Genomic DNA, 26,901 nt, shown 5'->3' on the forward strand with positions numbered 1-26,901 from the left:
TTAGTTTAATTGAGGTCTAATATCGAGAATTTTTACGCGATGTTCAAATCCGTTCTGTACAAAAATGAAACGCTCATTTATTTTTCGTTTTAAAATCGCCTGTGCAAGTTCTGTCGTATAGGAAAGATGATTCTTCTGTAAATCACCTTCACCATATCCGACGATTGTATATTGATATAATTCTTCTTCGTTAAATTGAAGTGTGACAATCGTGCCCACGTGGACTTCATTAGGTAGTCGCTTTTGATAGGCAGGAGAATCTTCGATGATTTTAGCTCGCTGTATGACTTCTTCAATTTGTTGAAGCGTTTTTTGAATTTCTTTATATTTTAAAAACTCCTCTGTTAAATTATCTGAACTATGATCCATTTGAATCGCTTGATTTAACAAATCATATTGCTCTTTTTTAGAAAATTGTAGGGTTTCATATTTTACTTGAAGTTGTTCAAATGTTTTTTTAGAAAACCAATACGTATCCATTTCGCCACATCCTTATTCGCTTTGTTACACTCATCATATAAAATAGCATGTGCATTTTTTTACACACTTGAAAGGAATTTAGAAAAATGTTACCAACTAAAAATAAATTATTTCTGACATACTATGTATTAAAGCAGTATTCTAATAAAGAAAATCCTATGAATGCAACGGAAGTAGCTAAAAAAGTGCAGGAAGTATTCGAACTTGAAAAAGCACCAAATCGACGTACAATTTACGATCATTTCGAGGATTTAGAGTTAATTTCAGAAGTATATGAACAGACTGTCTCTTTTCGTTTAGTACGAACGCCGAATCGAAAAGTGTATATAGAATCAACGATTTCATCTGGTGAGGCGCATTTACTGAGTGATGCCGTTGCGACTTCACGCTTTATCGATTTAGAGCAGAGTCGAAGTTTAATTCAAAAGCTTGGAGTCGTTGTCGGACAGAATTTGAAGAACTTTTTTGAACCGCGTCTTCATTTTAAAGCAACAGATAAAAAAGAGTATAATGAACAATTATTTCAAAATATCGACGTCTTAACAGAAGCGATTAAAAAAGGAAAAAAAGTGACGTTACAATATTTAAAATATGACGTGAATAAACAGCTTGTACCAAGTCGACCAGACGAAAATAATGGCTATAAAAAAATTCGTCCATACTATCTAATCTGGCAAATTAATAAATATTATCTCATGTACTATTATGATGATAGTACATCGCCGCGTTTCATGCGCGTGGATAAAATGCGTGATGTGACGATGATTGATGAAGCAGTTGGTGAGTTGAAAGATATTCCGAATTTATCAGACTACACGCGAAACCAAGCATATATGTTTGGTGGAATGCCTGAGTATATTCGATTCCGCTGCAAGATGTATAGCATCGGTCAAGTAATCGACTTCTTCGGTGAAGATGTCACAATCAAACCAATTGATGAAGAATATTTCCAAGTCGAAGTGTACACGTCATGCGAGAGTATTAAGTTTTGGCTCATGCAATATATTTCTTCAATCGATCAAATCGAACCATTAAAGTTAGCTGTGGAAATCGAAGAAATGTTAGAAGATGGGCTACGCCGCAACCGTGTAAAACAGAAAGAAACTTTTCTATAAAATAGAAGTCTATATAGAGGAATAACAAAATACATTGGAGCAATCTCTATATGAAAAAATATGCATTACCTTTTAGGTGCATTAAGTTTTTTAACTTTCAATTTAATCGGATCACGAGTAGCGACTGATGGACCATTACAAGAGCCGTTCTTTTTGATTCCAATCGGTTTCATGTATTTATTCATCGGCATTATTTGGACAGCATTGCGCTTCATTATGAGTAAAAATCAAAAAGTAAATATATAAATTTAAAATGAGACTTCGTATAAAAGGCGAGGTCTCATTTTTGATTAGTCTGGTTGAAAGGGACAAATGGTCGCGCGAAAGGGAATTCCAGTCGTTGAAAGGGACAAAACCACGTGCGAAAGGGAATCTCAGCAATTGAAAGGGACAAATGGTCGCGCGAAAGGGAATTCTCGCTGTTGAAAGGGACAAACTCACACGCGAAAGGGAATCTCAGCAATTGAAAGGGACAAACTCACGCGCGAAAGGGAATCCCGGAAATTGAAAGGGACAAACTCACGCGCGAAAGGGAATCCCGGAAATTGAAAGGGACAAATGGTCGTGCGAAAGGGAATCTCAGCAATTGAAAGGGACAAATGGTCGCGCGAAAGGGAATTCCGGTCGTTGAAAGGGACAAATCTGCGCGCGAAAGGGAATCTCAGCAATTGAAAGGGACAAACTCACGCGCGAAAGGGAATTCTCGCTGTTGAAAGGGAAACGGCGCCCTCGAATGTACCAACTTCCAATCTCACCTGTCATCTTGGAAAACTTTTACTTAACCGAAACTTAACTACAATGAAGTTTCGGTTAAGTTGGGTTGCTGTTCTTGGAAATCTTTCTTCAAGCGATAGGCAAATTCTTTCATCAACTGTGTTTCATGGCGGTTCGATTTTGTCACAATTCCGAATGAATGCGTTGTTGGAATCTCAGTTAAAAAGTCGATTTTCACAGAAGACATATCTTGCATGAATCGCTGTGAATGATTAAAGGTTAAGTCGAGTCCGATCGTGTATGCTTTATTTTCTTCCACATATTGTTGAACGATATGCGGATTGTTCACACTAATAACGATATCGTTTCGTCCGAAGACGCGTTTCATCTCATTCATCGTCGCAATCACGATTTTATCGTCGAATAGAATGACAGGCTGTTCACCAAGTTCTTCCGTCACAACCTTGCCTCCTTGAATGACAGGGGAATCTTTATGTGCGACAATGAACACCTCACAGTCTTGAATCTTCGTGAAGGCGAGGTCAGGGTATTTTTCTAAGTCTTCATGGTTGTAAACAGCGAGTGCAATATCGACTTTTTCGCTTTTCAATTCTTCCAACATCGTCTGTGAGTTTTGTTCACGAATTTGAATGTTGATGTCGGGATAGATGGATTTCATCTGCTGCGCTGTCGCAAAAAGTTGGAAGAACGGTCCTGGAATGGATGCGACCTTTAATGTGCCCGTCAATTTATTTTGTAACACTTCAGCAGATTCATATAAATCGTCGAGTGCGAATAAGATTTTTTTTGCCTGCGCCACAATAATGCGCCCTTCTTTTGTGATCGTCGAACCTGTACGATTGCGCTGAAATAATGTAAGTCCAAGTTCCGCTTCAATCTTGTTCAAACCTTGACTGAGTGCAGACAAGGTAATATGTAGATGTTCGGCTGCGTCCTTTAACGTTCCGAATTTTTCTACGGTTACAATGTATTTTAATTGTTCAAATGTCATTGAAAACCACCCCTTAGTTTAAGAATACTGAATTAATGTTAATTATAATGAAATTTACATTAACTAAAAAGTTATTTACAATAAATTGAGAGAAAACGTTTTCCATTTTCAAAAAAGGAGTGTTTCCACATGAAAAATAATCGATATCGCATTGCGAATCGAGAAGCATTAATGGGGATTGGGCTTGTGATCGTCAACTTCGCCATCTGGTACGGTTTTGCGTATGGGCTTGGTAGTGGCGATCCAGAAAAATATACATATGTTCTCGGTTTCCCAGCATGGTTCTTCTATAGTTGTATCGCAGGAACTGTGTTTATGATTATCCTAATTTATTTTGTAATCAAGTTCTTCTTTAAAGAGGTTGATTTTGAGGAGGAAGAAGAATAATGCAGTGGTCGGTCATTCTGCCATTAGCCATTTTTGTTGTCATTATTTTTGGAATTGGTTTTTGGTCAAATAAATTCGTTACAAAATCAGATTCGTTCCTATCTGAATATTTCTTAGGTGGACGTGAAATGGGTGGGTTCCTACTAGCCATGACGATGATGGCGACATACGGAAGTGCTTCATCTTTCATTAGTGGTCCAGGAGTTGCCTATAATACAGGGCTTGGTTGGGTTTTGCTTGCACTTGCACAGCTGCCAGCAGGTTATTTTGTTTTAATGATTTTAGGGAAAAAATTTGCGATTGTTACACGCAAATTCAAATCAATTACACTCATCGACTTTTTACGTGCACGCTACAACAGTAACGCCGTCGTTATTTTATCAGCAATCAGCATTATTATTTTCTTATTCGCTTCGATGGTCGCACAGTGGGTAGGGGGCGCACGTCTAATTGAGTCGCTAACTGGTATGAAATATACAACAGCGCTATTCATTTTCGCAGTTGTCGTGTTAGTCTATGTGGTCATCGGTGGTTTCCGAGCAGTTGCATTAACGGATGCATTACAAGGAACGATCATGGTCATTGGTACAATCATTCTATTAGTCGGCGTAGTCATCGCAGGCGGCGGGATTGACAATATTATGAGTGATTTAGTAAAAGAAAATGCGGAACTCGTATCGCCATTCGGTGTCGGTCATGCCTACTCACCAGCCTACGTGTCGTCCTTCTGGATACTTGTCGGTGTCGGTGTTATTGGTCTACCGCAAATCGCTGTACGTGCGATGAGTTATAAAAATTCACGCGGTATGCATCGTGCCATCTTAATTGGTACAATTGGAATCGCAACCATCATGTTCGGCATGCACTTAGTTGGGATTTTCGGTCGCGCTGTTTTACCAGGAATCGAGCTAGGCGATAAAGTGATGCCAGCTTTAACGATGAATGTCTTACCGCCATTCGTCGCAGGAATTGTACTTGCTGCACCGATGGCAGCGATTATGTCGACGGTCAATGCACTACTCATGATGGTGAGTTCGACAATCGTAAAAGATATTTACTTGCATTACATTAAGCCCGATTCAAGTGATGAACATGTGAAAAAGACGAGTTTCATCATTACAGCAGTTGTAGGGATTTTAGTCGTGATTATGTCACTAAATCCACCAGAAATTATTGTGTGGTTAAATCTATTCGCATTCGGTGGACTTGAAGCCGTATTCGTATGGCCAATCGTTCTCGGTCTCTATTGGAAGAAGGCGAATAAGTTTGGTGCGATGGCTTCCATGCTTGTCGGAGTAGTCCTCTACATCGCCATTACCCAATTCTCACCAAATATCTTTGGTGTACACAGTATTACATTCCCAATTGTATGTGGTCTGATTACATTCGTGATTGTTAGCCTACTTACACATCACAAAATCAAAGAAGCCCCACAATATATTTAATAGTTGAAGCAGTATGCGATTTTGCATGCTGCTTTTTTGTGCGAGTGCCCCGTTTTCGCCCTTGAATGTTCCGAATCAGGGGGCGAATGTACCGTTTCCGTCCTCGAATGTCCCGTTTGGACGGGCGAGTGACCCGAACTAGACAGCGAGTGCCCCATTTTCGCCCTCGAGTGACCCGTTTCGCCGGTCGAATGCCCCGTTTTCGCCCTTGAATGTCCCGTTTCGCCGGTCGAATGTTCGAATTCACACAAGCCTAGTCAATTGAAGTCCCCTTTTATTACTCAAAAGCCTTGAAGAAAGTACGGAGAGGGAGCAATTTAGTCTTTTTGCGCGAGTGCCCCATTTTCGCCCTTGAATGACCCGTTTCGCCGGTCGAATGCCCCGAACCGACGAGCGAGTGCCCCAACAGCTTCATCGAATGTCCCGTTTGGACGGGCGAGTGACCCAATTTCGCCCTCGAATGTCCCGTTTGGACGAGCGAATGCCCCGAACTAGACAGCGAGTGCCCCATTTTCGCCCTCGAGTGACCCGTTTCGCCGGTCGAATGCCCCGTTTTCGCCCTTGAATGTCCCGTTTCGCCGGTCGAATGTTCGAATTCACACAAGCCTAGTCAATTGAAGTCCCCTTTTATTACTCAAAAGCCTTGAAGAAAGTACGGAGAGGGAGCAATTTAGTCTTTTTGCGCGAGTGCCCCATTTTCGCCCTTGAATGACCCGTTTCGCCGGTCGAATGCCCCGAACCGACGAGCGAGTGCCCCAACAGCTTCATCGAATGTCCCGTTTGGACGGGCGAGTGACCCAATTTCGCCCTCGAATGTCCCGTTTGGACGAGCGAATGCCCCGAACTAGACAGCGAGTGCCCCATTTTCGCCCTCGAGTGACCCGTTTCGCCGGTCGAATGCCCCGTTTTCGCCCTTGAATGTCCCGTTTCGCCGGTCGAATGTTCGAATTCACACAAGCCTAGTCAATTGAAGTCCCCTTTTATTACTCAAAAGCCTTGAAGAAAGTACGGAGAGGGAGCAATTTAGTCTTTTTGCGCGAGTGACCCGTTTCCGTCCTCGAATGTCCCAAACCGAGTAGCGAATGTCCCAAACCGAGTAGCGAATGTCCCAAACCCCCCCAATCCACGCCCATCTCAAAAAAATAAATTTTTCCAAAAAACAGAATGATGTACAAAAAAATGCACACCTTATTTATTATACTCAGGATAATAAATGAAATGGAGTGAGGGAAATGGTAATGGATATTAATCAAATGTTAGAAAAAAATTTTACAGAGTGGATGTATGAGGAGACGCCGGATCATCTTTTGACAGTATTGGATTTGAAGAAACAAGTTGGTATGGTGAGAAAGAAAAATAGAGTGAAGCCACTGCATACAAGTGTACGAAAAAGAAAAATTAATACATTAGTAAAGAGTAATAAACTTCTTTTTACATTTTATCAAAATAAAGAAAAAGTAAAATTATTTGATTGGTTAGATGTACCAGAGCACCAAATGGAAGACATTACAGAACAACAGATTTTAGAAGCTTTTGAAGCAAGCGGGGGAAAAAATCATCGACAATTAGCACTGCAATATTACTTCTGTCAGTTTCATGAAGCAGCCTATCTGACATACGAAAATCGACCGGAAGAAGTGGTTGAAGTGATTGAAACGAAAAAAGAAGAAGTAGCAAAGCCAGTCGAAGAAAATCGACAAATGAAACAATGGAAAAAAGAAAAACAAAAATATCTTAAACAAATGCAGCAGTTGAAAAGCGAGCAGCATACATTAAAACAAAATTATCGTGAGTTGAAGACAGAACATGATGCACTGAAAAAAGAAAAATTTGAACTGGGAAAAGCACATCAGACATTGCAAGAAGCTTTTGACCAATTGACGCTGCAACATCAGCAACAAAGTGATGCACGCTATGAACGCGTTATGGCAGAAAAAGAGGAGCTTATGAAGCAGATTGAAAAACTTCAAATTGAACAGATGACGCCGCCGATAGTAATTGAAGTACCAACACCAGAACCTGAACCAACACCAATACCTGTTATGCATGAAGAAATTGATGTTCAAAGTATTCGTGAAAAAATGCGAGAAAACCAAGCAGGACAGGGAGAAGGGTGGTCTGTTTTAGATCCGGACAAACCTAGCAGTGTTGCGACGATGCAACAGAAAGTTGTAAAGTCGGTAGTCGAAACGAAGCAAAAAGAAGTCGCGATTTTAGGTAATCCACGTAGTAAGCTATTGAGTCGTTATGCATTAACATATCATTTTTATGAACAGCATGAAGCGAATGAATTTTTAAAACAAATTCCTTTCGTTGATGCAGCATTTGTATATGAAGAACGTTGTGACGTGATGCAGTTAACAGATATGTTGAACCAACCGAATGTGAAAGTGATTCAAAATTTCCAACAATTAAAACAATCTTTGGAGGCATTATAAGATGAGAGACGCACAAGTATATGTATTAGGAAAAATTAATGATTATAATATTTTTATTAATCAAATGAATATATTGCAATTAGAAGTAAAAGGGTTGTCTGGGAAGTCGATTGAGCAGCAAATTTTCACATACGGTACTGATTTAGAGGAAGTCGGACTATTTGATGCCCCTTTTGAAGTAGATGGCATGCGAATTCAAGAAGCGAAAGACTTTTTAGAAGGGAGCGTTGTGATTTTTAAATTAGAAGAAGCAGCGAAAGGTTATTATAAAGCGGTTAATTTAACATTGCGTCCTCAAAAAGAACAAATTCTTGCGACATCTTATACAGCAATTCCTGTATTTAGTGAAACACTGCATGGCTCTTTAGAAGATTTGATTGAAAAATTACAAAATCGTAAAATGGTTGGTCAACATGCTCATACGTCAAATGATGCGGCTGAGACACCAAGTCATATTTTATTTAAAAAATCTGATGGCTCGATTTATGCGATGGGACCAATTCAAAACCAGCGACATGCGCATGGCGGGAAAATGTATGAATTGGCAGGTGATTTACATGTAAGTCGATTAACAGCGGTGCAACTAGCCGACTATTACTTAATTGATGATGTCGCATTTATTTCTGCTGAAAAAGATCAACAGTTAGTCGCGCATTTATGTCAACAGGCACCTGTACAAGAAGCAGATCAGGAAGCACAGTTTATGGATATTTTTTATCATCAGTTGAAAAGCGAAAATATGCACTACCGTAAAGAGGATTTACATCATTTCCATACGGCGATGAAAGCTGGTGGATTAATCGTATTAGGCGGTATGAGCGGTACAGGAAAGTCACAGTTAGTAAATGCTTATACACGCACGCTCGGTCTATCAAAAGATCAAATGCGTATGATTCCGGTATCTCCTTCTTGGTTAGATGAAACAGATGTACTTGGATATGTTGATACAGTACAACAGCGTTATATGCCAGCGATGACAGGCATTGCCAAAACATTAGTAGAGGCGACGCATCATCCTGAAAAAACATATGTGATTTGTTTAGATGAGATGAATTTAGCAAAAATTGAACATTATTTCTCACAATTTTTATCTGTTTTAGAACTTGAAGTGGGTGATCCACATCGCGTTATTCAACTTTACTCAGAAGCATTTACAGTGAATAATGCACATGAATTCCCTGCACAAGTGCCGATTGGTCATAATATTGTATTCGTTGGAACGGTTAATTTTGATGAAAGTACGCACCGATTAAGCGACAAAGTGTTAGATCGTGCGAATTTGATTGAGCTAGATGTAGAGCCTTTTACAAAATTAATGGAGAAGGTTGAAGTAGATAATGTGGCTAAACCGACAGCTTATACATTGCAAAAATTGCAGCCTTCTGTAGATGATATGCAATTGAGTGAACAGGAATTAACGTTTTTATGGGAACTATCGCAACTGATGGGCGAGGCGATGAATACGGTATTATTCGGTCCGAGAACAGTGAAGCAGATGAATCAATATATGCGAAATGCTTATTTTGATGCGACATTTACACGAGAGGATGCACTTGATATGCAAATTGTATCACGTGTTTTACCAAAGTTACGTGGACCTAAGCCATTATTTGAAGCTTGTTTTTCACAAACTGAGAAACCTTCAAAATTCATGCAATTACTTGAAAATTATCGACACCTATCACATTTTGAACGAACAAAACAAAAGATGAAACAGAAAGAGAAGGAGCTGCTTCACTATGGATACGCCCTTTAAGTTATATTTTGAAGAGAATCAGCGCCGTATCGAAATCCCTTGTTATACGAGTATGGAACAATGCGTGACTGAAGCACCAATCCAACTCCTTGAAAATCGTAGACTCACCTGTATTTTTTCTGGTGAGGGGACGGTGCAATTTGATTGTTTAGAGGATACTTTTACATCAGGTGTCCATGTGTTGTATCAATATGAACGTAATCTAGCTTATCCTTTTTTACCAGGGGAGCAACTAGGTTGTGTGAAGATAGCGAGTGCGACGTATTATTTTCGCTTTATAATTCAACCACGTGTATCTGTCGCAGAACATGAACAGATGATGCAAGAAATTGAGGCTTTCTTAAAAGGTTATTCTACACAGCACACACAAGCTTTTACACATGCACTGCCAGAACAGTTTTTTCATATTTTGTATCAGATTCAGCAACATCCAATTCAGCAAATGGCACATATTTATGAATTGGAGGAGGTGGGGAGAGGAGGGCGCATCAATCAGCGAAGTCAGCTTTATGCGACGCGTCACCCTCAAGAACAGCGCCAACTCGTACAAAAAAAGAAGATGAATTGGAATTTACCAGCTAATCAAATGCTGAAGATTCAATTGCAAAATAGTTTAGCCATTGTGTCACCATATGAAGCAACACGTATTCGTCAATTTTTACAACAAGATTGGATGCAAACGGTAGACGTACCAAGCCATTATATTCATTCAAATGATGGAATGTACAATCCTCATTATCGTGAGATCAGTCAAATCTTACAAAATCGAATAAATCAACCGATTGTTCGAGGAACCGTCCAAAAATCTAAAAGTGGCGCTGAAATTTACGAAGTATGGGGTTATTTAAAAGTAATCGAATACTTGAAAGAACTAGGCTATACAAGTCGAAATGCAAAACTTACGCTAAAGAATAATTCAAAAGGAGACGTAACTTTTGACCATGATACTCAAAATTATGTCGAACTTGTAAAAGAAGATACAGTGCTTCGTGTATTCTGGGAAGATGCATTGCTACGAGATGCGCGCAAAGTTTCACCAATGCAACCTCTTTACACATGGCACAATCATACACCGGATTGTCGCATTGATTTTTGGCATAAAGGCATCTATAAAGGTACGCATATTATGGACTTTAAATATCGCCATCTTGAAAAAAGATGGACAGAACAAGTAGCATATAGTGATCCGGTAGATTCAATGTTTAAGCAATTATCGGCTTATGCATTAGCACGTTCAAACAGTCAGCAACTAAACAATGTAGCAGAACCCTTACTCGATGTAGCACCAGTCAAACAAGTATGGGCGGTAACACCTTATACAACAACTCATCAAGAAACTATCGAAGGTTACCCGCTTCAATTGCATACACTACAACCCGGTAGTCAAAATGAATCATTTAAATGCATGCTCGAATCCATCGTACAAACGATGTGAAACGAGCATGTTTTTTATGTTTGTGTGGAGTGAGTGCGTGAGTGACCCGTTTCACGAGTTGAGTGCCCCAATTTCGCCCTCGAATGTCCCGTTTCGACGAGTGAATGCCCCGAATCGAGCAGCGAGTGTCCCAACAGCTTCAGCGAATGTCCCGTTTCGCCGGTCGAATGACCCGAATCGATGGGCGAGTGCCCCAACAGCTTCCTCGAATGACCCGTTTGGACGGTCGAATGTTCGAATTCACACAAGCCTAGTCAATTCAAGTCCCCTTTTATTACTCAAAAGCCTTGAAGAAAGTACGGAGAGGGAGCAATTTAGGTTTTGTGGGCGAGTGCCCCAATTTCGCCCTCGAATGTCCCGTTTGGACGTGGGAATGTCCCGAATCAGGGAGCGAGTGCCCCGAACACTTTAGCGAATGACCCGTTTTGCGGACCGAATGTTCGAATTCACACTGACATAGTCAACTGAAGTCCCTCTGAATTACTCAAAATCCTTGAAGAAAGTGCGGAGAGGGAGCAATTTAGGTTTTGTGGGCGAGTGCCCCATTTTCGCCCTTGAATGTCCCGTTTGGACGGGTGAGTGTCCCGAATCAGATAGCGAGTGCCCTAATTTCATCACCGCTGAAAGGGAATCGCTGCCGTTGAAAAGGAATCACCGCTCTCCGAAAGGAGCATATTTCACGTTTTACCATGCTAAAACGTTATCAAACTAACAAGTGAACTACTTTTCTCAAATAGCGTTTTGCTCGAAAAATATATGGTATGATGATGAAAAAAATAGAAGGAGTGTTGGAAATGGCGATCCTTGGGACATTTTTATTGATGTCTTTTTTACTCATAATTTTGCCGGGACCAGACTCTAGTTTGGTCATTCAAAATTCGATTATGTATGGACAAAAAGCAGGTTTTAAGACCGTTATGGGATCAGTTTCGGGTTTACTTATTCATACAAGTGCTGCAGTTCTTGGATTATCGGCTCTACTAATGCAGTCGGCAACATTATTTACTATATTAAAATACATAGGTGCAGCTTATTTAATTTATATCGGTTTTAGTGCTCTACGCACATTAAAAAATCCGCCGACAGAGGAAGAAATCGTCGTAAAAGGGAAAGAAAAATCCTTTTTCTTACAAGGCTTCATTACATGTGCATCTAACCCGAAAGTAGCTGTATTCTTTTTAACGTTCTTGCCACAATTTGTGCAGCCAAATTATAACCATATGTTACAGTTTGCAGTGATGGGAATCATCTATGCGATGATGACGATTATTTGGTTTTTATTATATGTTTATTTAATTGATGTGTTTTCGAAATGGCTCAAAAGACCAACTGTACAAAAGTCAATTCAAGGCTGTACAGGCATCGTCTTATTACTATTTGGTCTTCGCTTAGCATTAGAAAAAACAAATTAAGTCCTCAAATAACTATTGAGGTCTTTTTTTATGGGTATAGGAAAGAGATGTAGTAAAAAAGTAAGTAGTGTTTTGGCGAATATTGTATAATTCATTTTATAAAGGGGGAATGCTCTATATGAAGAAAGTGGCGTTGAATGTGGGAGAATATCAAGGGGTTACGTATTATTCAGATAATGAAGAAGAACGATATCTTTTAAAAGCTATTCGTGATCCAGAAGTGGATAAGTCTGTTACAGTTATTATGTTAAATCCAACAACTACAGAAGAAGCATTAGCAGATCCTGTTGTACAAAAAGTTATCCACTATTTTCCTAATAAAGTAGGTGAAGTGAATATTGTTAATTTATTCCCTTTTCGAGAAAATCATATTCATCAACTAGATGAACACATGAAGGGGCAGAATATGCGCGATTTTAGTATTATTAAACAAAATTTGCATATGATTAAATTAGCAATTAAAGACGCCGATGAAATTATTTTAGCCTGGGGGAGCTTACCAGATGGTTTTTCTGAGGCACACTATCATACATGTATTCGTGATATTGTTCATCTAATTCGTGTGTTTCATAAGACGAATCACTGTTATGTTTTTGAGATTGAAGGACAGAAATCTTTACTGACATGGGACAACCATCCGCATCATCCAAGAGAAGGAAAAATTAAAGGTTTACAACATGTGTCTGAACTTTGGATAGAAGATGGTTGCTTAGTACTTCGTTTTCAATAGAATAGCTGTTTTTCGTGGTGAAAAATGTTAAAATGAATACATTAATTTAAGGAGGGGATCGTGTGACTATGTATAAAAATATTATTATCGCAATGGATGGCTCCGAAAATGCAAAGAAAGCACTAGATCGTGCAGTAGTAGTTGCCAAAATGAATAAAGCAAAACTGTATATCGTGAATATAATTGATACACGTACATGGGCGAACATTGAAGCGCATAATGCAGAGAAGCTTCAACAAGAGGCAGAGGTATTCTCAAAAAGTTTAATGGATAGTTATAATGAAGCAGAACTAGCAGACATTGAAGATGTAAATATTATTGTGGAAGCAGGTTCTCCAAGAACAATGATTACACATGAGATTTCTCGTCGTGTAAACGCAGATTTAATTATTTGTGGAGCATCTGGACTTAGCAAGACAGCTCGTTTTCTTTTAGGAAGCGTTTCAGAAAATATTGTTCGCACAGCAGAATGTGACGTATTAGTTATACGTCATCAGTGAAGAAAGAGGCCATTAATCAGCCTCTTTTTTTTGAACCTTAACGCTCATTTTATTCCATAAATTAGTTGTTTTAATATGAATTAAGTACTATAATATGGAAAAAGATCTATTCCGAAGGGGTGTTTAGATGAAGAAAACGTGGTTTATTGGTTTTGAATCGTATGATGTAATATTTCAAAAAGATTTGTATAAAAGAGAACTTGATTTATCGAATATACTATGTAGATTAGGTAATTTATTAGAAGTTTCATACATGAGTGAAAATTATACAGAGGAATATCAATTATATACGTATGAAAAAGAACAAGAATGTTTTCTAAAACTCTATACACAATTTAAACAAGGAATTATTCACATTGAGCAGAAGATTATAGATGAAAAGGAGAGACGAAAAAATTTTTTGATTCAACATCAAGTCCAAGAATGGATTACAATGTTACCAGATGCATTCGACATGCATAAACAGCTATCTACATTTGAACATGGCGAATGGAAGATGTGGCTAGGTTTTTGTCTAAAGCAACATCAAATTACACCTTTAAAAGCACATACATATCAAAAATTAGTTGAATTAGCCTGTCTTTTTTATGCATGGTATTTTCTTAATCATGTAATAGATTGGGAGCGATTTGATATAGATCCAATTTATCGTGCAAATCAACAATATTATTTAAAAAAACATTATGATGAAGCTACTTTTAATAAATTAGAACACCTGATGATTTTTCAAAAAATATATTTACTTTTTTAAAAGAAAACAATCTAAATTGGTTCGCTGTAAAGAAAAATGAAAGAACCTATTTAGATCGTTTTTTATGTTTTATTTCTTTTGTAATGTATAAGACACTTCGTCGCTAATAGTTCCATCCTCTTGAATTCGATAGAGTTCATATGTATTAGCATTTGTTTCAACAATTGTATAAGTCGGTTTGTCATTTAACAGAAGTTGTCCTTCTTTAATGGTGTATTCACTAATCGTTTCATGTTGTCCATCTTTTAATGTAAGAAGATTAGCATCTTCATTGAAGTCCATTTCAATTGAGTGGTCATCAGTTCTTGCTGTATACTTTCCATTTAAAGAAATAGAACCACAAGCAGCAAGTAGGGTTGTTAGGACAAAAATAGCCCCTAAATTTGAAAGTTTTCTCATCGATTCAAACCTTTCATACTAGCATTCTATACTATCATAGCATAGGAATAGCTATTACTAAGTAAATTTTTTGTCAAAATCGTTACATGAAAAGAGCGGAGGGATTGAATGAAAAAGAAATTTTTAACTAGCTTTACAACGGTATTCTTGGGGGTTGGGTTCATCATAACACCTACAGCACAGGCGGCTGAGCCACTTACAGAGGTCAAAAATATTGTCAAACAAGTCTACTATCCTGGTGTATCAGACAAAACGCTACAACAAGCAAAAACAATTAAACAATTAATGAGTAAACTCGATCCATACTCAGAATATTTAACATCTGCGCAAATGAAACAATTCATCAATAGTATCGAAATGAATTATGTCGGAGTAGGCGTTACAGTGCTAGCCCATACAAAAGGATTAAAAATTACAGAAGTCGTTGCTAATTCGCCAGCTAAAAAACAGGGGCTTCAAAAAGGGCATATTATCACAAAGGTAAATAACAAAAATTTAAAAGGAATGAAGTATGAACAAGCTATTGCCTTATTAACAGGTAAGGTGAACACGAATGTGACGATAACAGTTTTGAACCCAAAAACGAATCACACGAAGTCGTACACAATGAAACGCCAAAAACTAAATGTACCAAATGTTGAAACGAAGCGACTGGCAGGAGGTGTTGGTTACATTCGCCTCAATAGTTTTGCATCGAATAGTGCGCGTGACTTACAAAACCATATGGCGAAATTAAAAGATGTGAATAGCTGGATTCTCGATTTACGTGGTAATCCTGGAGGCGATGTAGAAGCAGCTGAAAAAGTAATTGGTATGTTTAAAAAGGCAAAGTGCGCATACTATATTAAATTCGCAAAGGACAAAACCTATTACTATCAGCCACCTGTTAAACAAAAAAAGCAATTTAATGGTTCTGTAGCGGTTCTTGTAAATCAGCATTCAGCAAGTGCTTCAGAAATGACGGCTGCAGCAGTAAAGGGACAAAAATTAGGGACAGTTTACGGACAAAAAACCTATGGAAAAGGCGTGCAACAAGGCTTATTTCCACTTAAAAATAATAAAGGCTATTTAAAATTAACAATGGCAGAATTTTTCGGCCCAACAACTGGAACAGGATTTACAAAGATTCATCGCGTGGGTGTTACACCAAATGTTAAAACAGTAGTTGGAGCAGAAGTACAGACGAGTCATAAAGCATTACTTCAAAAGGCTCTCGCGAAAAATAGTGTAAAAACGAATAGCTATGTCATGTCTTACAACAAGCAAACGATGACTGTTAAACCGTCTAAAACACTGTCATGGTCGAAATTGAAAAACGCCAAAGTCTATGTCATGCAAATTGGTGACACGACACAAAAAGTAACCATCAAAAAAGCCTCTCAACAACTTGTTATTCAACCGAAAACGACATTGAAAAAAGGCTCAACATATTATGTGAAAATAAAGCCAACAACAGGTAAATCGACGTACACCTATATGCGTGTGGGAAGTTAAGATGCTTCAATAAGCATCAGTGATGAAGTAATCGTCGCAATGACACGATTACGCTGATACACTTCGGATTCCACGTAGGCAATCGTCTTGCCTAACTTCTTAACGACTGTACGAATTTCTGCTTCGCCAACTGTTCCAGGGCGATGATAGGTTGATTGAATGGATATACTTGTGAAGGCGATATCGGGTTTTACGACACTGAGTAAAGCATAAGCCATACCAATATCGGCAGCTGCAGTAATAAAGCCGCCAAGCACTGTACCATTGCCGTTCAGTTGTTCAGGTGTAATGTGCCAATGACAGATTGACTGTCCTTCATTCGCTTCTTTAAATGTGACGTTCAGTAAACTTTCAGAAGGTGATGCTTTGATTCCTTGTTCTAATAAAAAGTCGAGTCGATTCATCTTTAAAACCTCCAATTTTTGTATAATTATATAGTAAAAGGAGAAATCTCGCTCAGATTTCTCCTTTTTTCATGGTATTTATTTTTCGATAATACCTTTGAATGTAGCTGTACAAAGTGCTACCAATTCACCAGCTGGATTGTGAATACGTCCTTCTACAATAACTGTTGAACGTGTTTTTTCAATGACATGACCTGTAATTTTTTGAACACCTTCGTCTCCTTGTCGAATAAAGCGCGTTTCCATCTGAATCGTTAGGACGTTATCAAAACCAACAGACATCGTTGCCATTCCCATTACATTATCGAGTGCCATCATGATAATACCACCATGTAATGTTCCGCTTGTATTTTCAATTTCTTTTTTAAATGGTAAATGAATCTCAGCGTAACCGTTTTCAGCTTTGACGAATTGAAAACCAACTTTATGCCAAAGATCAAGTGCTTCAAAACGTTGTTGAATTGAAAGTTTCGTTGTCAAAAGAATTCCTCCTGAATAGATAAGCTTACTATTAATCATAGTAAACAATGCATAAAATTGCTATATAAAAATGATTTTTTCCATTAAATTGGGATAAAAAGTGTTTTGACAAAATTTCGACAATTATTGAAAACGGAACCATACATATTATTTCGGAAAGTATATATTTCATGATATGATAGTGTTAAACATATTATAGGAGGTTTTTTTCAATTGAAAAAAATAATTGCAGCACTTTTTGTAGCGACATTAACATTCGCTGCGGTAGGACCAGTTCTATCATCAACTCAACCATTAACAGCAGATGCGCGTGGCTATAAATCAGGCAAAAGCGGCTTTAATGTCAGCAAAAGTCCATCAAATAACAACACAAACTCAAACGTACAAAATAAATCAAATACAACAAACAACAAAACAACAAACCAATCAGCAGCGCAAAAAAGTAACAAAGGCGGCCTAATGAAAGGCTTAATGCTTGGTGGTTTAGCAGGTTTACTATTCGGTGGTTTATTATCAGGTATGGGTGCTATGGGGAATATTTTAGGATTATTAGTAAACGTAATCGCGATTTTAGTTGTGATTATGTTAATCGCTAAAATCGTATCAATGTTCCGTAACAACAAACGTGATAAAGAAGAAGAGGATCGTAAAGCATGGAAATCGTAATCCCAGAACAAGACGTAATTAACTCAATTTGTTTATATCATGCACGCGAGAAAAATATCATTCCTGAAGATGTTGAAGTAGAGTTAATGTATGACGACGAATTAGGTTTTGAGGCAGAAGCATTCTCAAATGGCATGTCAACACTGTATAAAGAAGGTAATATGATTTCAGCGCTTCGTGTTTGGGTAGAAGATTACTTAAACATGAATCCATTCTCAACAAGTATTCGACTTGAACTGGATGACGAGCAAGGAATCATTGCATACGCAGCAGAATAGACAGTAAAGAACCTCAGATTTTAAAATCTGAGGTTCTTTTTTATACGGGAATAAGATCTTTTTTTAATTTACTTAACATTTTTTTAACTTTTGCAACTTGTTTACGTGAACTGAATTCTTCTAATACGCTAATGGCAGCCTCGCGATTCCCATTTGCTATATAAGCTTCTGCTAATAGAATCGCAAATTTATATTCTTTAGGGAATTTATCGTAAGCCTCTTTTGAAAATTTAATTGCTTCATTGAATCTTTTAAGAGCTACTAAAGCTTTACTGATTGATACATAAGGACGGTCGAAATCAGGCATCATCTCTTTTGCATGTTGCGCAAAATCAAGTGCCCATTTGGCATGATTTTTTTGTAAGCAATAATCAGAAACGACCCAATAGTACTCAGACGATTTTTTACGCAATGCGCCACGTTCGATTTCTTTTAACGGTTTCTTTTGTAAAAAGTTCATAACAAGTGGCTTTAATTGTTTCGTTTGTGCTAAAAAACGAGGTACGCGATGTCCAGCATACGGAATCTTTAAAATACGTGCTTTTGGATAAGACGGCAAAATTTCATGTTGGATATATGGTTCATCTACTAAATTTTGCGGATCATATACAATCGTAATATTTGGGTTATGTGAAACAGGATGTGGAGAAATATGTTTAAAAGGCTCTTTTACAACGATGGTACGCGCACCATAATCTGGATTTGCGGAGTTTCTAGGAGCCATCGCTAAAATACGAATATCTGATATAAGGGAACCAAAGTATAATGCAGCATAGCCACCTAAACTCGTTCCATAAGCAAATTTATCTTCATATGTAGAGAAAACAGGTGAAGTAGAGTCGATATAATCTTCTCGAGATAAATCTTGGTGAAAGTTACGCACGTGGTCGCGGCGTAAGGCAACTAAGTCCATGTCATTCTTTTTAATTAAGTTAAATGAGAACGGTATATCATGCCATGTTTTATCAATCGTATCAAATGTTGCGACAACACGTTCATTAGGTATTTGGTGTTTGTATAGTTCGATACGTGATTTACCATTATTAAAAATAATATATTTTCGGTAGGAGTCTTTAAATAACTTACTATATTCTTCAGGATTCTCATTTCTTATCGTTTCAACGAGTTGTTTTGATTCTTCCTTTTGTCCAAGTAATTGTAAACAAACGGAATAATCATATAGTGATGTGGTAGTTACTTCTTGATCATGTAACAAGGGGAATAATTGTGAAGCCCATTTCCAATCAAAGATTTGCATAGCTTTTTTCGTAACAAAACGAAGATAAGGGCTATTTTTTTTGTTCTGCTCAATTCCAAGCATGGCAATTTTTTTAGCTAATTCCTTTTCTTCTATATTTAACAAGTAATTGATACAGCTTTCATAGAAAAAACGAGACGCAGCTTTTTTACCAATCATTTTTTTTATCATTTTACGAAGTACAAAAGTCTTTTCATTTTTAGCCTTTAATAAGGAACGAATTTCATGGTTACACGGATAATGTTGTAAACCTTCCTTTAAAAGGCGTGAATAATTTTTTCCTTTTATTTGTTTAGCCAATTCTATGTATTGATGTGCAGATGGTTTTACAGGGTCTTGCTGAATCATGCTACATAATTCTGCTTGTAATGCTTTTGAATCCATGAAGGATTCACTCCTTTCAAAATACAGTCAATACAATTAAAACATAATTACCAGTAACATTTTTACATAATAGTGAATTGTAATAAATTTTAAAGAACCTGTAACCGATAGGTAATATTAAGCGTTTTTGTTAAAAGAATGTAATGGCATTTTTAATAAAATTCTGAAACAAAGTATTTATTTGTAATTAAATGGATAAATAGTGAAATCATTAAAAAACAACAGTTTGATTCATAAGTGAAAAAATACAACTTCAAGTCGAAGTTTGTCGAATATTGCCTAGTTTGTTAGTCCTTATTTGATTATTTTGTAAATAAAGCGCTTTATTTATCATAAATTTTAATAAAATATACCAATTATTAGATTCCAAAGTACTTGTTATAGGTAATAATTATGTCGAATGTTATTTTTTTGATAAAAAGTAGAAAAGTATCGTAATTTTATGATTATTTTTTAGAAAATAGTAAAATAAATTATAAAAAACAAATAAAATAGTATTTTAATGATATTTATCATTAAAATAATAGGTAAAATAAATTATTATTCTATATTTTAGTAATAAATTTAGAAAAAGGCTAAAAAAATAAGAAATGATATGATATAGTAGTCAATAAGTGATACATGAAGGACTTATGTAGGATATTGTTTAGTATTATTCTCATGCACTCGAGTGTATTACGAATAAATAACATTTGTAACTAAAAAGGAGATTTTCAATTATGGGTAACTTTAAATTAATTAAAACTGCAGCAGCCCTAGCATTAGGTGCTTCAGTTGTAACATCAGCAGTAGCAACTACGGATGCATCTGCAGCAAGCAAATACAAAATCAAGTCTGGTAAATTAGTCTACGCTAAATCAGGTAAAGTAGTTAAAGGTTATGTAACTTACAAATCAACTGTTTACAAAAACGGTAAAAAACTTACTGGTTTAAAAGGCAAAACTTACTACAAAGCTGGTAAAAAAGCGACTGGTACTTACAAAGGCGCTTACTACGTAAAAGGCGTTAAAAAAGTAACGACTGGTACTTATAACAAAGCTTACTACGTAAAAGGTGTTAAAAAAGTAACTACTGGGATCTATAACAAAAAATACTACAAATACGGTAAAGTAGCGACTGGTACTTACAAAGGCGCTTACTACGTAAAAGGCGTTAAAAAAGTAACGACTGGTACTTATAACAAAGCTTACTACGTAAACGGTGTTAAAAAAGTATCTACAGGACTTCTTGATGATAAATTATACGTAAATGGTAAATTAAACCAAGGTTACAAATTATACAACGAAAACCTTTACAAAGATGCAGTATTAAACACTGAATTAGCACTATTCGAAGGTAAATTATACGATGGCGCTAAACAAAACGATAAATTAGTAATCTTTGATGGTAAATTATACGATGGCGTTAAAGTAAACGAAGGCATCAAAAAATTCGAAGATAAATGGTACAACGATGCAGAACTTGCTAACGGTACATTCACTATCGAAGGTAAAGAAGTAGCAATCGAAAAAGGTATCGAAGTAGGCGCTAAAGTTGCTTCAGTTGAAGCAGTAAACGGTACAACATTTGTTGTAAAATTCAACAAAGCAGTAGATAAAAAATCTGCAGAAGCAGCAACAGTAAAAGTTGGCGCAACTAGCTTAACAGCTGGTAAATTATCTGAAGATGGTCGTACATTAACTTTCACAACAGTAGCAGCAATCGTAGCTGAAGATGCAACAGTTGAAGTACCTGCAATCGTAACAAAAGCAGACGAGAAAGTATCTACACCTAAATATGTAACAGTATTAAACTACAAAGATACAGTAGCACCAGTAATTGCTTCAGCATCATCAGCAATCGCTACAATCGATGCAACAACTACTAATAAAGTAACTGTTAAATTCTCAGAAGCAGTACAAACTGCAGGCATCGCTTACGTAAATGACGAAGCAGCAACAGTATCACAAGGTACTAACAAAGATGAGTTAATCTTAACTTTCACAAAAGCATTAAAAGCTGGTGAAGCAGTAGACGTTAAATTAACAAATGTAAAAGATATTGCTGGTAACACAATCGATCCAAACCCAGCTACAGTAACAACTCAAGTTGTAGCAGCAGATGCAGTAGCACCAGTCGTTACAAACGTAACAACAAAAGGTTTAACTGTAACAGTTGCATACGATAAAGAAGTAACTGCTGGTGATGTTAGCAAAACATATGTATCAGCAAATGGTACAAAAGTAGCTTCATTAACTTACTCTTCAATTTCTGAAGATAAAAAATCTGTAACATATACAGTAACTTTCACTGATGTAGCAGCTCAAGCAGCATACGAGAAAGATCACACATTCACAGGTGTGTTATATGCACAAGAAGGTTTAGTTTTAGATAACGCTAAAAACAAATCTGCAGCATTCACACAATCAGTGAAATTCGAAGCAGATACAACTGCACCAACACTTGTTTCTTCTGAATTCAAAGAAGGTAAATTAGTACTTTCATATGATGAAGAAGTAGTATTAGGCGCTGACGCGAAAGTAACTTACTTCGAGAAAAACGCATCAACTGGTTACATTGGTTCTACACAAGACATTACATTAAATACTACACAAAAAACTGGTAACACAGTAATCGATGGTAAAACAGTAACAGTAACAGTACCAGCTTTAGGTGCAGAGAAAACATACGAGTTTAATGCAGCAAAAGGTACATTCAAAGATGCATCAAACAACGAAGTAGCAGCATTCACAAAAACAATTACAACTCCGAAAGAAGAAGTAGTTGAAGCAGAAGATAAAGTAGCACCAGAAATTACTGATGCAGAAGGTGCTGTATCAGTAAAAGCAGAAAATAAAGGCGATTATGTTTTAACTTACACAGTAACAGATGCATTAAATAACTTAGACTTCGCAAGTATTTTAGATGTAGCGAACTACACATTTGCAGGTAAAGCATTACCAGCAGGTACAAAAATTACAACTGATGCAACTGGCGCAGCTAAAACAGCTAACGTAACAGTGACATTACCAAAATCAGCATTTGCTAAAGATGCTACAGGTGTATTCACAATTACAGGTATCAAAGATATTAAAGGTAACGCTGTAAAAGAAATCGTAACAACTGCAGAAGTAACATTTAAAGATGCGGTAGCTCCTGAATTAACAGCAGCTAAAATCAATGCAGACGGTACAATTACAATGACATTATCTGAAGAATTAAAAACAGCTTTAGTTGAGGATGATGTTAAAGTAACAGCTACTAAAGGCGGTACTCCAACAGTAATCGCAGGAACGGTAGCTGCAGGTAAAGGTGCAGACGCAGGTAAATATGTATTTACTGCAACTAATACATCAACTACAGGTGCAGAAGCAGCAATGATCTTAGCAGCAGATTCAGTAGTAGTTGAAACAGCAGCTGAAACTACAGGCGCAGATGCAGCAACTAACAAAGTTGTTGGCGGCACAAAAATTACTGCAACAAAATAATTAAAACGCAAGTTAATAACCCAAACTTTATGTGTTCACACATAACAACAGTAGGAATCGCCACGTGCGATTCCTACTTTTTGGTTATTGGAAAAAATGGCTTCAGAGCATGGGAGGAGCGAGTGACTCATTTTCGCCCTCGAATGGCCCGTTTGATCGGGTGAATGTCCCGAATTGAGTATCGAGTGACCCGAATCGAACAACGAATGACCCAACAACCAAATCGAATATCCCGTTTCGCCACCCGAATGTTCGAATTCACACTAATCTAGTCAATTCAAGTCCCTAACACCCAACTCAAATAAAAAACCAGAACAGTTCGGTCACTGTTCTGGTTCCAATTTACTTTCTTTTTTCACGTTGTATGGCGAGTAAAAATTGTGGGATTTTCAACATACGTTTAGCACGAGTTGGTTGTGTAATCAGGCGATAAAACCACTCTAAATTAAGGCGTATAAAGAGTTCTGGTGCACGATTGACTTGTCCTGATAGAACATCAAAGCTACCGCCTACACCCATCATAATGGCGTGTTGGAAGCGTTGAGCATGCTCTGCAATCCATTCTTCTTGTTTTGGTGCACCAAGCGCAACAAAAATGTGAGTTGGCTTTAATTCAGCAATTTTTTCAGCTACTTGAACGCCGTCACCATCGCCGCCATAACCGTCAGAAACACCGACAATTTTGGCATTTGGAAAACGTTTTTTTGCTTCATCAGCTGCTTTTTGAGCAATCCCTGGTTTGCCACCGTAAAAATAAAAACGGTGTTTTTCAGCATCTGCCAGCGATAAAAATTCAAGTAATAATTCGTAACCGGCAATGCGCTCTTGGAGAGGTGTGCCTAACATTTTTGAGCCAATAACAACGCCAATACCATCAGCTACAACATGATCGCTTGCACGTAAATAGCCTTCATATGTAGGATTTTCTTTAGCTAACATGATAATTTCTGGGTTGGCTGTGACAATTTGAATGGGACGTTTTTGTTTTTCTAACAAAATCATCATTTTTTTTGAAAATTGTGCTTTTGTTGTATTCGTAATGGGTATATTTAAAATGTTTACTTTATTCACGAGTTGTTCATTCCTTCGAGTTTAGTCCATTTCATTATATAAGAAAATGTAAAGAAAAGAATGTAAAAACCGATAAAATAATTAGGAATAATATGGATTTTAAGGAATGATTATTAAATTCACACTATAGACATAGTCCGTGTTAAAAATTTCATTACATTGTCACATTAATTTTCTAAAAAGAATGTGATATGATATGCTTTGTGAAAACAGCCATATATCGATGAAACTTTTTAATATGCTCATCCGTTAATATGGTAGACAATATAATAAGATTGGAAGTGGATGTTATGAGTGAAAACAGACGTTTTAAACCGAAGAAGGCTGCGTTTAAGCGTTTAGTAGTAGCTTTCATCCTCATTGCAGTTGTTGCAGCTGGCATCTATGCTTTAGTAACTAAGACAGATGACCAGGCGAAAGACAACAACATTCGTGTTCAAAATGAAGAAAAAGAAGCGAAAAAAGAGCCAAAAGATGAGGGCGAAAAAGATGCAAAAGGTACGGTAACGAAAGAAACCTCGAATGAAGAAACTTCTTCAAAAAACACAACAAACCAAGATGAAACACCAATCAACATGCCGACCTATAATAAAGATGCGATTATTGCTAATGCAAAAACGCAAATTTATACAGTTTATACTGATCTACAACAAGGTTCTGGCTTCTTAATTAATAATAAAGGTGACATTTTAACAAATGCGCACGTAGCAAAAGACGCAGGGTTTGTTGTGGTGAAAAATGAATTGGGTCAAGAATTCCAAGGGAAAGTCATTGGTATTTCTGATAAAACAGATGTTGCATTAATTCGAGTACCTGATTTAGAAGGAAAAAATCCACTTGTACTTGATACAGCTACTGCAAAAGTGGGGACGAAAGTTGTTGCAATTGGTAGTCCAAAAGATCAATACGGTACTACTACAGAAGGTGTTATCCAAAGTATCGGTGCTGAATTCGTGGACGATTATACATACAAAAACTTGTATGAGATTACGGCACGCTTAAATAAAGGTTCAAGTGGTGGGCCACTAATTAATGCTGAGACAGGTAATGTCATCGGTATTAACTCTATTATTTTAGAAGATCACCCGGAGATTGGTTATGCAATTCCTCTAGCCTCTGTGATGGGACTAGTGAATAAGTGGTCAGCGCAAGATATTAAAATTGATTTCAATGAAGATACAGAGTTTGATAATAACCATGCAGATGAAGCTTACTTTGATGAGAACTTCTTAAAAGAAAGTATGGAAAGTTATTATGTATTATTAATTCAATCTATTAAAAATGGAGAGCACAAATACTATGATACGTTCATCGGAAACCGTCCAGCAATGAAAGAAGCCGACGCGATGGTATCACGTTATACAAAAGATAAGCAGTTTAAATCACTTGATTACAATGTAACAGGTGTCACAATTAACAAAGATTATGCAACAGTAACAATGAATACTGTAGCGAAGTATGTAGATCCAAAAACGAAAAAGACACATACGATTACAGAAAATGTGGCGTATACAATTATTATCAATGATATTGGAGAGTATGAGATTTCAAGTATTATTGTAAACAGTTCTGTAGATACAGGTAAACAAGTAGAAGAAAAACCTGTAGAAAAACCGACAACTCCTGTTGAAAAACCAGAAGTAGATGAGCCAGAAACAGAAGAACCTCCAACTACAGATGGTAAAGATGATACAAAAACAGATACTGAAAAAGAAGATGTGCCAGCAGATACATCTAGCGTAGATAGTCCGGTAGATAGTACAACAGAAGAATAGTGAAACAGATTGGGGTATAAATGTAAAAACTACTATCCCACATAAGCATAAGAAAAACTGGAATCGCGCTGTGTCGTGGTTCCAGTTTTTCGTTGCAAACACTAAAAAGGAAAGTAGATTGTTTGTCTCTATACAAAAAAAGAGTAGCTTTACATGAGCTACTCTTTTATCACGAATTTAAATGGACAACTTAAAGTAATTTAAGAATTAGAAACGGCCGTAACCTACTACATAACGATCCCAATAACCAGAAAGAGATTGGTACTGAACACGGTTACCAGCAGCGTGTAATAATTGACCATTACCAGCATACATTGCTACGTGTGTAATACGGCTGCTACCTACAGAGAAGAATACTAAATCGCCAGCTTGTAATTGGCTGCGAGATACCTTCTTAGAAGCTGCGTATTGAGCGCCACTTGTACGTGGGATAGATTTGCCAACTTTATTTTTATAAACATAGCTAGTGAATCCAGAACAGTCGAAACCGCGTGGTGTTGTACCACCCCATACATATGGAGTACCTAAAAACTGAGAACCATAAGAAATTAATGCTGAACCGTTGTTAGATGCTTTTTTTACTTTTTTAGATGAAAGATACTTTGCATTCATCCAACCAGATTTACCAGTATATGTACCATAAACCCAAGTTGTACCGTTTACAACTTTTTTAGATGATAATTTAACTTTGTTACCGTTTTTAAGTGTTTTTACAACTTTAGAGTTTACTGTAGCATTAGAGCGCATATTTAGTGATCCGTCACCTGAGTAAACATATTTTGTAGCTGAGTATTGAACTGCTTTAGAAGTAGCAGCAGAAGCATCCGTAGTTGCTCCAAATAAAGATGATAGTGCGATTGCGCCCGTGGCGATTGTTGAGATAACTAATTTCTTAAACATGTGAGTCCTCCAATAAATTCGTTTTTTATGTAATCGTTTTGTTTAAATTCGTAAGTAAAAATTAACTACACTAACTTTATAAAAAATCAACACATCAAACAAGGTTAATTCAGTTACAGTTATATTACAGTTATATTACAAAAACTTAGT

At 37.0% G+C, this 26,901-nt stretch carries 24 protein-coding genes; 16 read left to right on the forward strand and 8 right to left on the reverse strand.

Annotated features, from left to right (window positions below; translation table 11 throughout):
• Positions 1 to 480, reverse strand: a complete 480-nt coding sequence (locus QN089_RS02180; protein ID WP_068455702.1) for a GreA/GreB family elongation factor — start codon at positions 478 to 480, stop codon at positions 1 to 3.
• A gap of 86 nt (positions 481 to 566) precedes the next feature.
• On the opposite strand from QN089_RS02180, the gene QN089_RS02185 reads away from it, so the two are divergent.
• On the forward strand, positions 567 to 1,595 hold the full coding sequence (locus QN089_RS02185) for a helix-turn-helix transcriptional regulator (protein ID WP_068455699.1): 1,029 nt from the start codon (positions 567 to 569) through the stop codon (positions 1,593 to 1,595).
• 60 nt (positions 1,596 to 1,655) lie between these two features.
• Entirely contained in the window at positions 1,656 to 1,841 is a 186-nt protein-coding gene (locus QN089_RS02190; protein WP_285215859.1) for a DUF3955 domain-containing protein, read from the forward strand.
• Between the two features lie 547 nt (positions 1,842 to 2,388).
• Here the strand turns inward: QN089_RS02190 and QN089_RS02195 are convergent.
• The gene (locus tag QN089_RS02195) at positions 2,389 to 3,321 is read right to left on the reverse strand and encodes a LysR family transcriptional regulator (protein ID WP_068455692.1); all 933 of its coding nucleotides are present in this window, start codon (positions 3,319 to 3,321) and stop codon (positions 2,389 to 2,391) included.
• Positions 3,322 to 3,450: 129 nt separating this feature from the next.
• Between QN089_RS02195 and QN089_RS02200 the strand changes: the two genes are divergently transcribed.
• The 9 genes from QN089_RS02200 (at position 3,451) to QN089_RS02240 (ending at position 14,175) form a co-directional block, all read left to right on the forward strand.
• The gene (locus QN089_RS02200; RefSeq protein WP_068455689.1) at positions 3,451 to 3,708 is read left to right on the forward strand and encodes a YhdT family protein; all 258 of its coding nucleotides are present in this window, start codon (positions 3,451 to 3,453) and stop codon (positions 3,706 to 3,708) included.
• Positions 3,708 to 5,153, forward strand: a complete 1,446-nt coding sequence (panF, locus tag QN089_RS02205) for a sodium/pantothenate symporter (RefSeq protein ID WP_285215860.1) — start codon at positions 3,708 to 3,710, stop codon at positions 5,151 to 5,153. Before QN089_RS02200 ends, panF begins: the two co-directional genes overlap by 1 nt.
• A gap of 1,238 nt (positions 5,154 to 6,391) precedes the next feature.
• Positions 6,392 to 7,591, forward strand: a complete 1,200-nt coding sequence (locus QN089_RS02210) for a hypothetical protein (RefSeq protein ID WP_285215861.1) — start codon at positions 6,392 to 6,394, stop codon at positions 7,589 to 7,591.
• Between the two features lies 1 nt (position 7,592).
• Complete coding sequence (locus QN089_RS02215) at positions 7,593 to 9,347, forward strand: McrB family protein (RefSeq protein WP_141275000.1); 1,755 nt, start codon at positions 7,593 to 7,595, stop codon at positions 9,345 to 9,347.
• Positions 9,331 to 10,782: a nuclease domain-containing protein gene (locus QN089_RS02220; RefSeq protein WP_285215862.1), complete on the forward strand. Its 1,452-nt coding sequence runs from the start codon at positions 9,331 to 9,333 to the stop codon at positions 10,780 to 10,782. The genes QN089_RS02215 and QN089_RS02220 overlap by 17 nt, the downstream gene beginning before the upstream one ends.
• 794 nt (positions 10,783 to 11,576) lie before the next feature.
• Positions 11,577 to 12,194: a LysE family translocator gene (locus QN089_RS02225; RefSeq protein ID WP_068455683.1), complete on the forward strand. Its 618-nt coding sequence runs from the start codon at positions 11,577 to 11,579 to the stop codon at positions 12,192 to 12,194.
• Positions 12,195 to 12,312: 118 nt separating this feature from the next.
• Positions 12,313 to 12,924, forward strand: coding sequence for a DUF1643 domain-containing protein (locus QN089_RS02230; RefSeq protein ID WP_285215863.1), 612 nt, complete (start codon positions 12,313 to 12,315; stop codon positions 12,922 to 12,924).
• Between the two features lie 68 nt (positions 12,925 to 12,992).
• Positions 12,993 to 13,424 (forward strand): universal stress protein, encoded by a 432-nt coding sequence (locus tag QN089_RS02235; protein WP_350310916.1) that lies wholly within the window; start codon positions 12,993 to 12,995, stop codon positions 13,422 to 13,424.
• Positions 13,425 to 13,551: 127 nt separating this feature from the next.
• On the forward strand, positions 13,552 to 14,175 hold the full coding sequence (locus QN089_RS02240) for a hypothetical protein (protein ID WP_285215865.1): 624 nt from the start codon (positions 13,552 to 13,554) through the stop codon (positions 14,173 to 14,175).
• Positions 14,176 to 14,244: 69 nt separating this feature from the next.
• On the opposite strand, the gene QN089_RS02245 is transcribed toward QN089_RS02240, so the two are convergent.
• Entirely contained in the window at positions 14,245 to 14,574 is a 330-nt protein-coding gene (locus tag QN089_RS02245) for a hypothetical protein (protein ID WP_068455671.1), read from the reverse strand.
• Between the two features lie 108 nt (positions 14,575 to 14,682).
• On the opposite strand from QN089_RS02245, the gene QN089_RS02250 reads away from it, so the two are divergent.
• Positions 14,683 to 16,068: a S41 family peptidase gene (locus tag QN089_RS02250; protein ID WP_285215866.1), complete on the forward strand. Its 1,386-nt coding sequence runs from the start codon at positions 14,683 to 14,685 to the stop codon at positions 16,066 to 16,068.
• Here QN089_RS02250 and QN089_RS02255 read toward each other — a convergent pair.
• Positions 16,065 to 16,472 carry a PaaI family thioesterase gene (locus QN089_RS02255; protein ID WP_285215867.1) on the reverse strand — a complete coding sequence of 136 codons (408 nt, stop codon included), beginning with the start codon at positions 16,470 to 16,472 and terminating at the stop codon, positions 16,065 to 16,067. The genes QN089_RS02250 and QN089_RS02255 overlap by 4 nt on opposite strands.
• A gap of 78 nt (positions 16,473 to 16,550) precedes the next feature.
• On the reverse strand, positions 16,551 to 16,952 hold the full coding sequence (locus QN089_RS02260) for a PaaI family thioesterase (RefSeq protein ID WP_068455663.1): 402 nt from the start codon (positions 16,950 to 16,952) through the stop codon (positions 16,551 to 16,553).
• 213 nt (positions 16,953 to 17,165) lie between these two features.
• Here QN089_RS02260 and QN089_RS02265 point away from each other — a divergent pair, with 213 nt between their 5' ends.
• Together QN089_RS02265 and QN089_RS02270 are read left to right on the forward strand one after the other, a co-directional pair.
• Entirely contained in the window at positions 17,166 to 17,618 is a 453-nt protein-coding gene (locus QN089_RS02265; protein ID WP_068455661.1) for a hypothetical protein, read from the forward strand.
• On the forward strand, positions 17,606 to 17,896 hold the full coding sequence (locus QN089_RS02270; RefSeq protein ID WP_068455658.1) for a DUF2653 family protein: 291 nt from the start codon (positions 17,606 to 17,608) through the stop codon (positions 17,894 to 17,896). The genes QN089_RS02265 and QN089_RS02270 overlap by 13 nt, the downstream gene beginning before the upstream one ends.
• 40 nt (positions 17,897 to 17,936) lie before the next feature.
• Here the strand turns inward: QN089_RS02270 and QN089_RS02275 are convergent, their stop codons facing one another.
• Complete coding sequence (locus QN089_RS02275; RefSeq protein WP_285215868.1) at positions 17,937 to 19,538, reverse strand: tetratricopeptide repeat protein; 1,602 nt, start codon at positions 19,536 to 19,538, stop codon at positions 17,937 to 17,939.
• A 719-nt stretch (positions 19,539 to 20,257) separates the two neighbouring features.
• Between QN089_RS02275 and QN089_RS02280 the strand changes: the two genes are divergently transcribed.
• A complete protein-coding gene (locus tag QN089_RS02280) occupies positions 20,258 to 23,005 on the forward strand; it encodes an Ig-like domain-containing domain (protein WP_285215869.1) in 2,748 nt (915 codons plus the stop codon).
• Positions 23,006 to 23,347: 342 nt separating this feature from the next.
• Here QN089_RS02280 and QN089_RS02285 read toward each other — a convergent pair whose 3' ends face one another.
• Positions 23,348 to 24,076, reverse strand: a complete 729-nt coding sequence (locus QN089_RS02285; RefSeq protein WP_285215870.1) for a WecB/TagA/CpsF family glycosyltransferase — start codon at positions 24,074 to 24,076, stop codon at positions 23,348 to 23,350.
• A gap of 290 nt (positions 24,077 to 24,366) precedes the next feature.
• On the opposite strand from QN089_RS02285, the gene QN089_RS02290 reads away from it, so the two are divergent.
• Positions 24,367 to 25,851 (forward strand): S1C family serine protease, encoded by a 1,485-nt coding sequence (locus QN089_RS02290; RefSeq protein WP_285215871.1) that lies wholly within the window; start codon positions 24,367 to 24,369, stop codon positions 25,849 to 25,851.
• Between the two features lie 207 nt (positions 25,852 to 26,058).
• Here QN089_RS02290 and QN089_RS02295 read toward each other — a convergent pair whose 3' ends face one another.
• Positions 26,059 to 26,751 (reverse strand): C40 family peptidase, encoded by a 693-nt coding sequence (locus QN089_RS02295; RefSeq protein ID WP_285215872.1) that lies wholly within the window; start codon positions 26,749 to 26,751, stop codon positions 26,059 to 26,061.
• Positions 26,752 to 26,901 lie beyond the last annotated feature (150 nt).

It is taken from the genome of Kurthia sp. YJT4 (assembly GCF_030219945.1).
Classification (GTDB): domain Bacteria; phylum Bacillota; class Bacilli; order Bacillales_A; family Planococcaceae; genus Kurthia; species Kurthia gibsonii.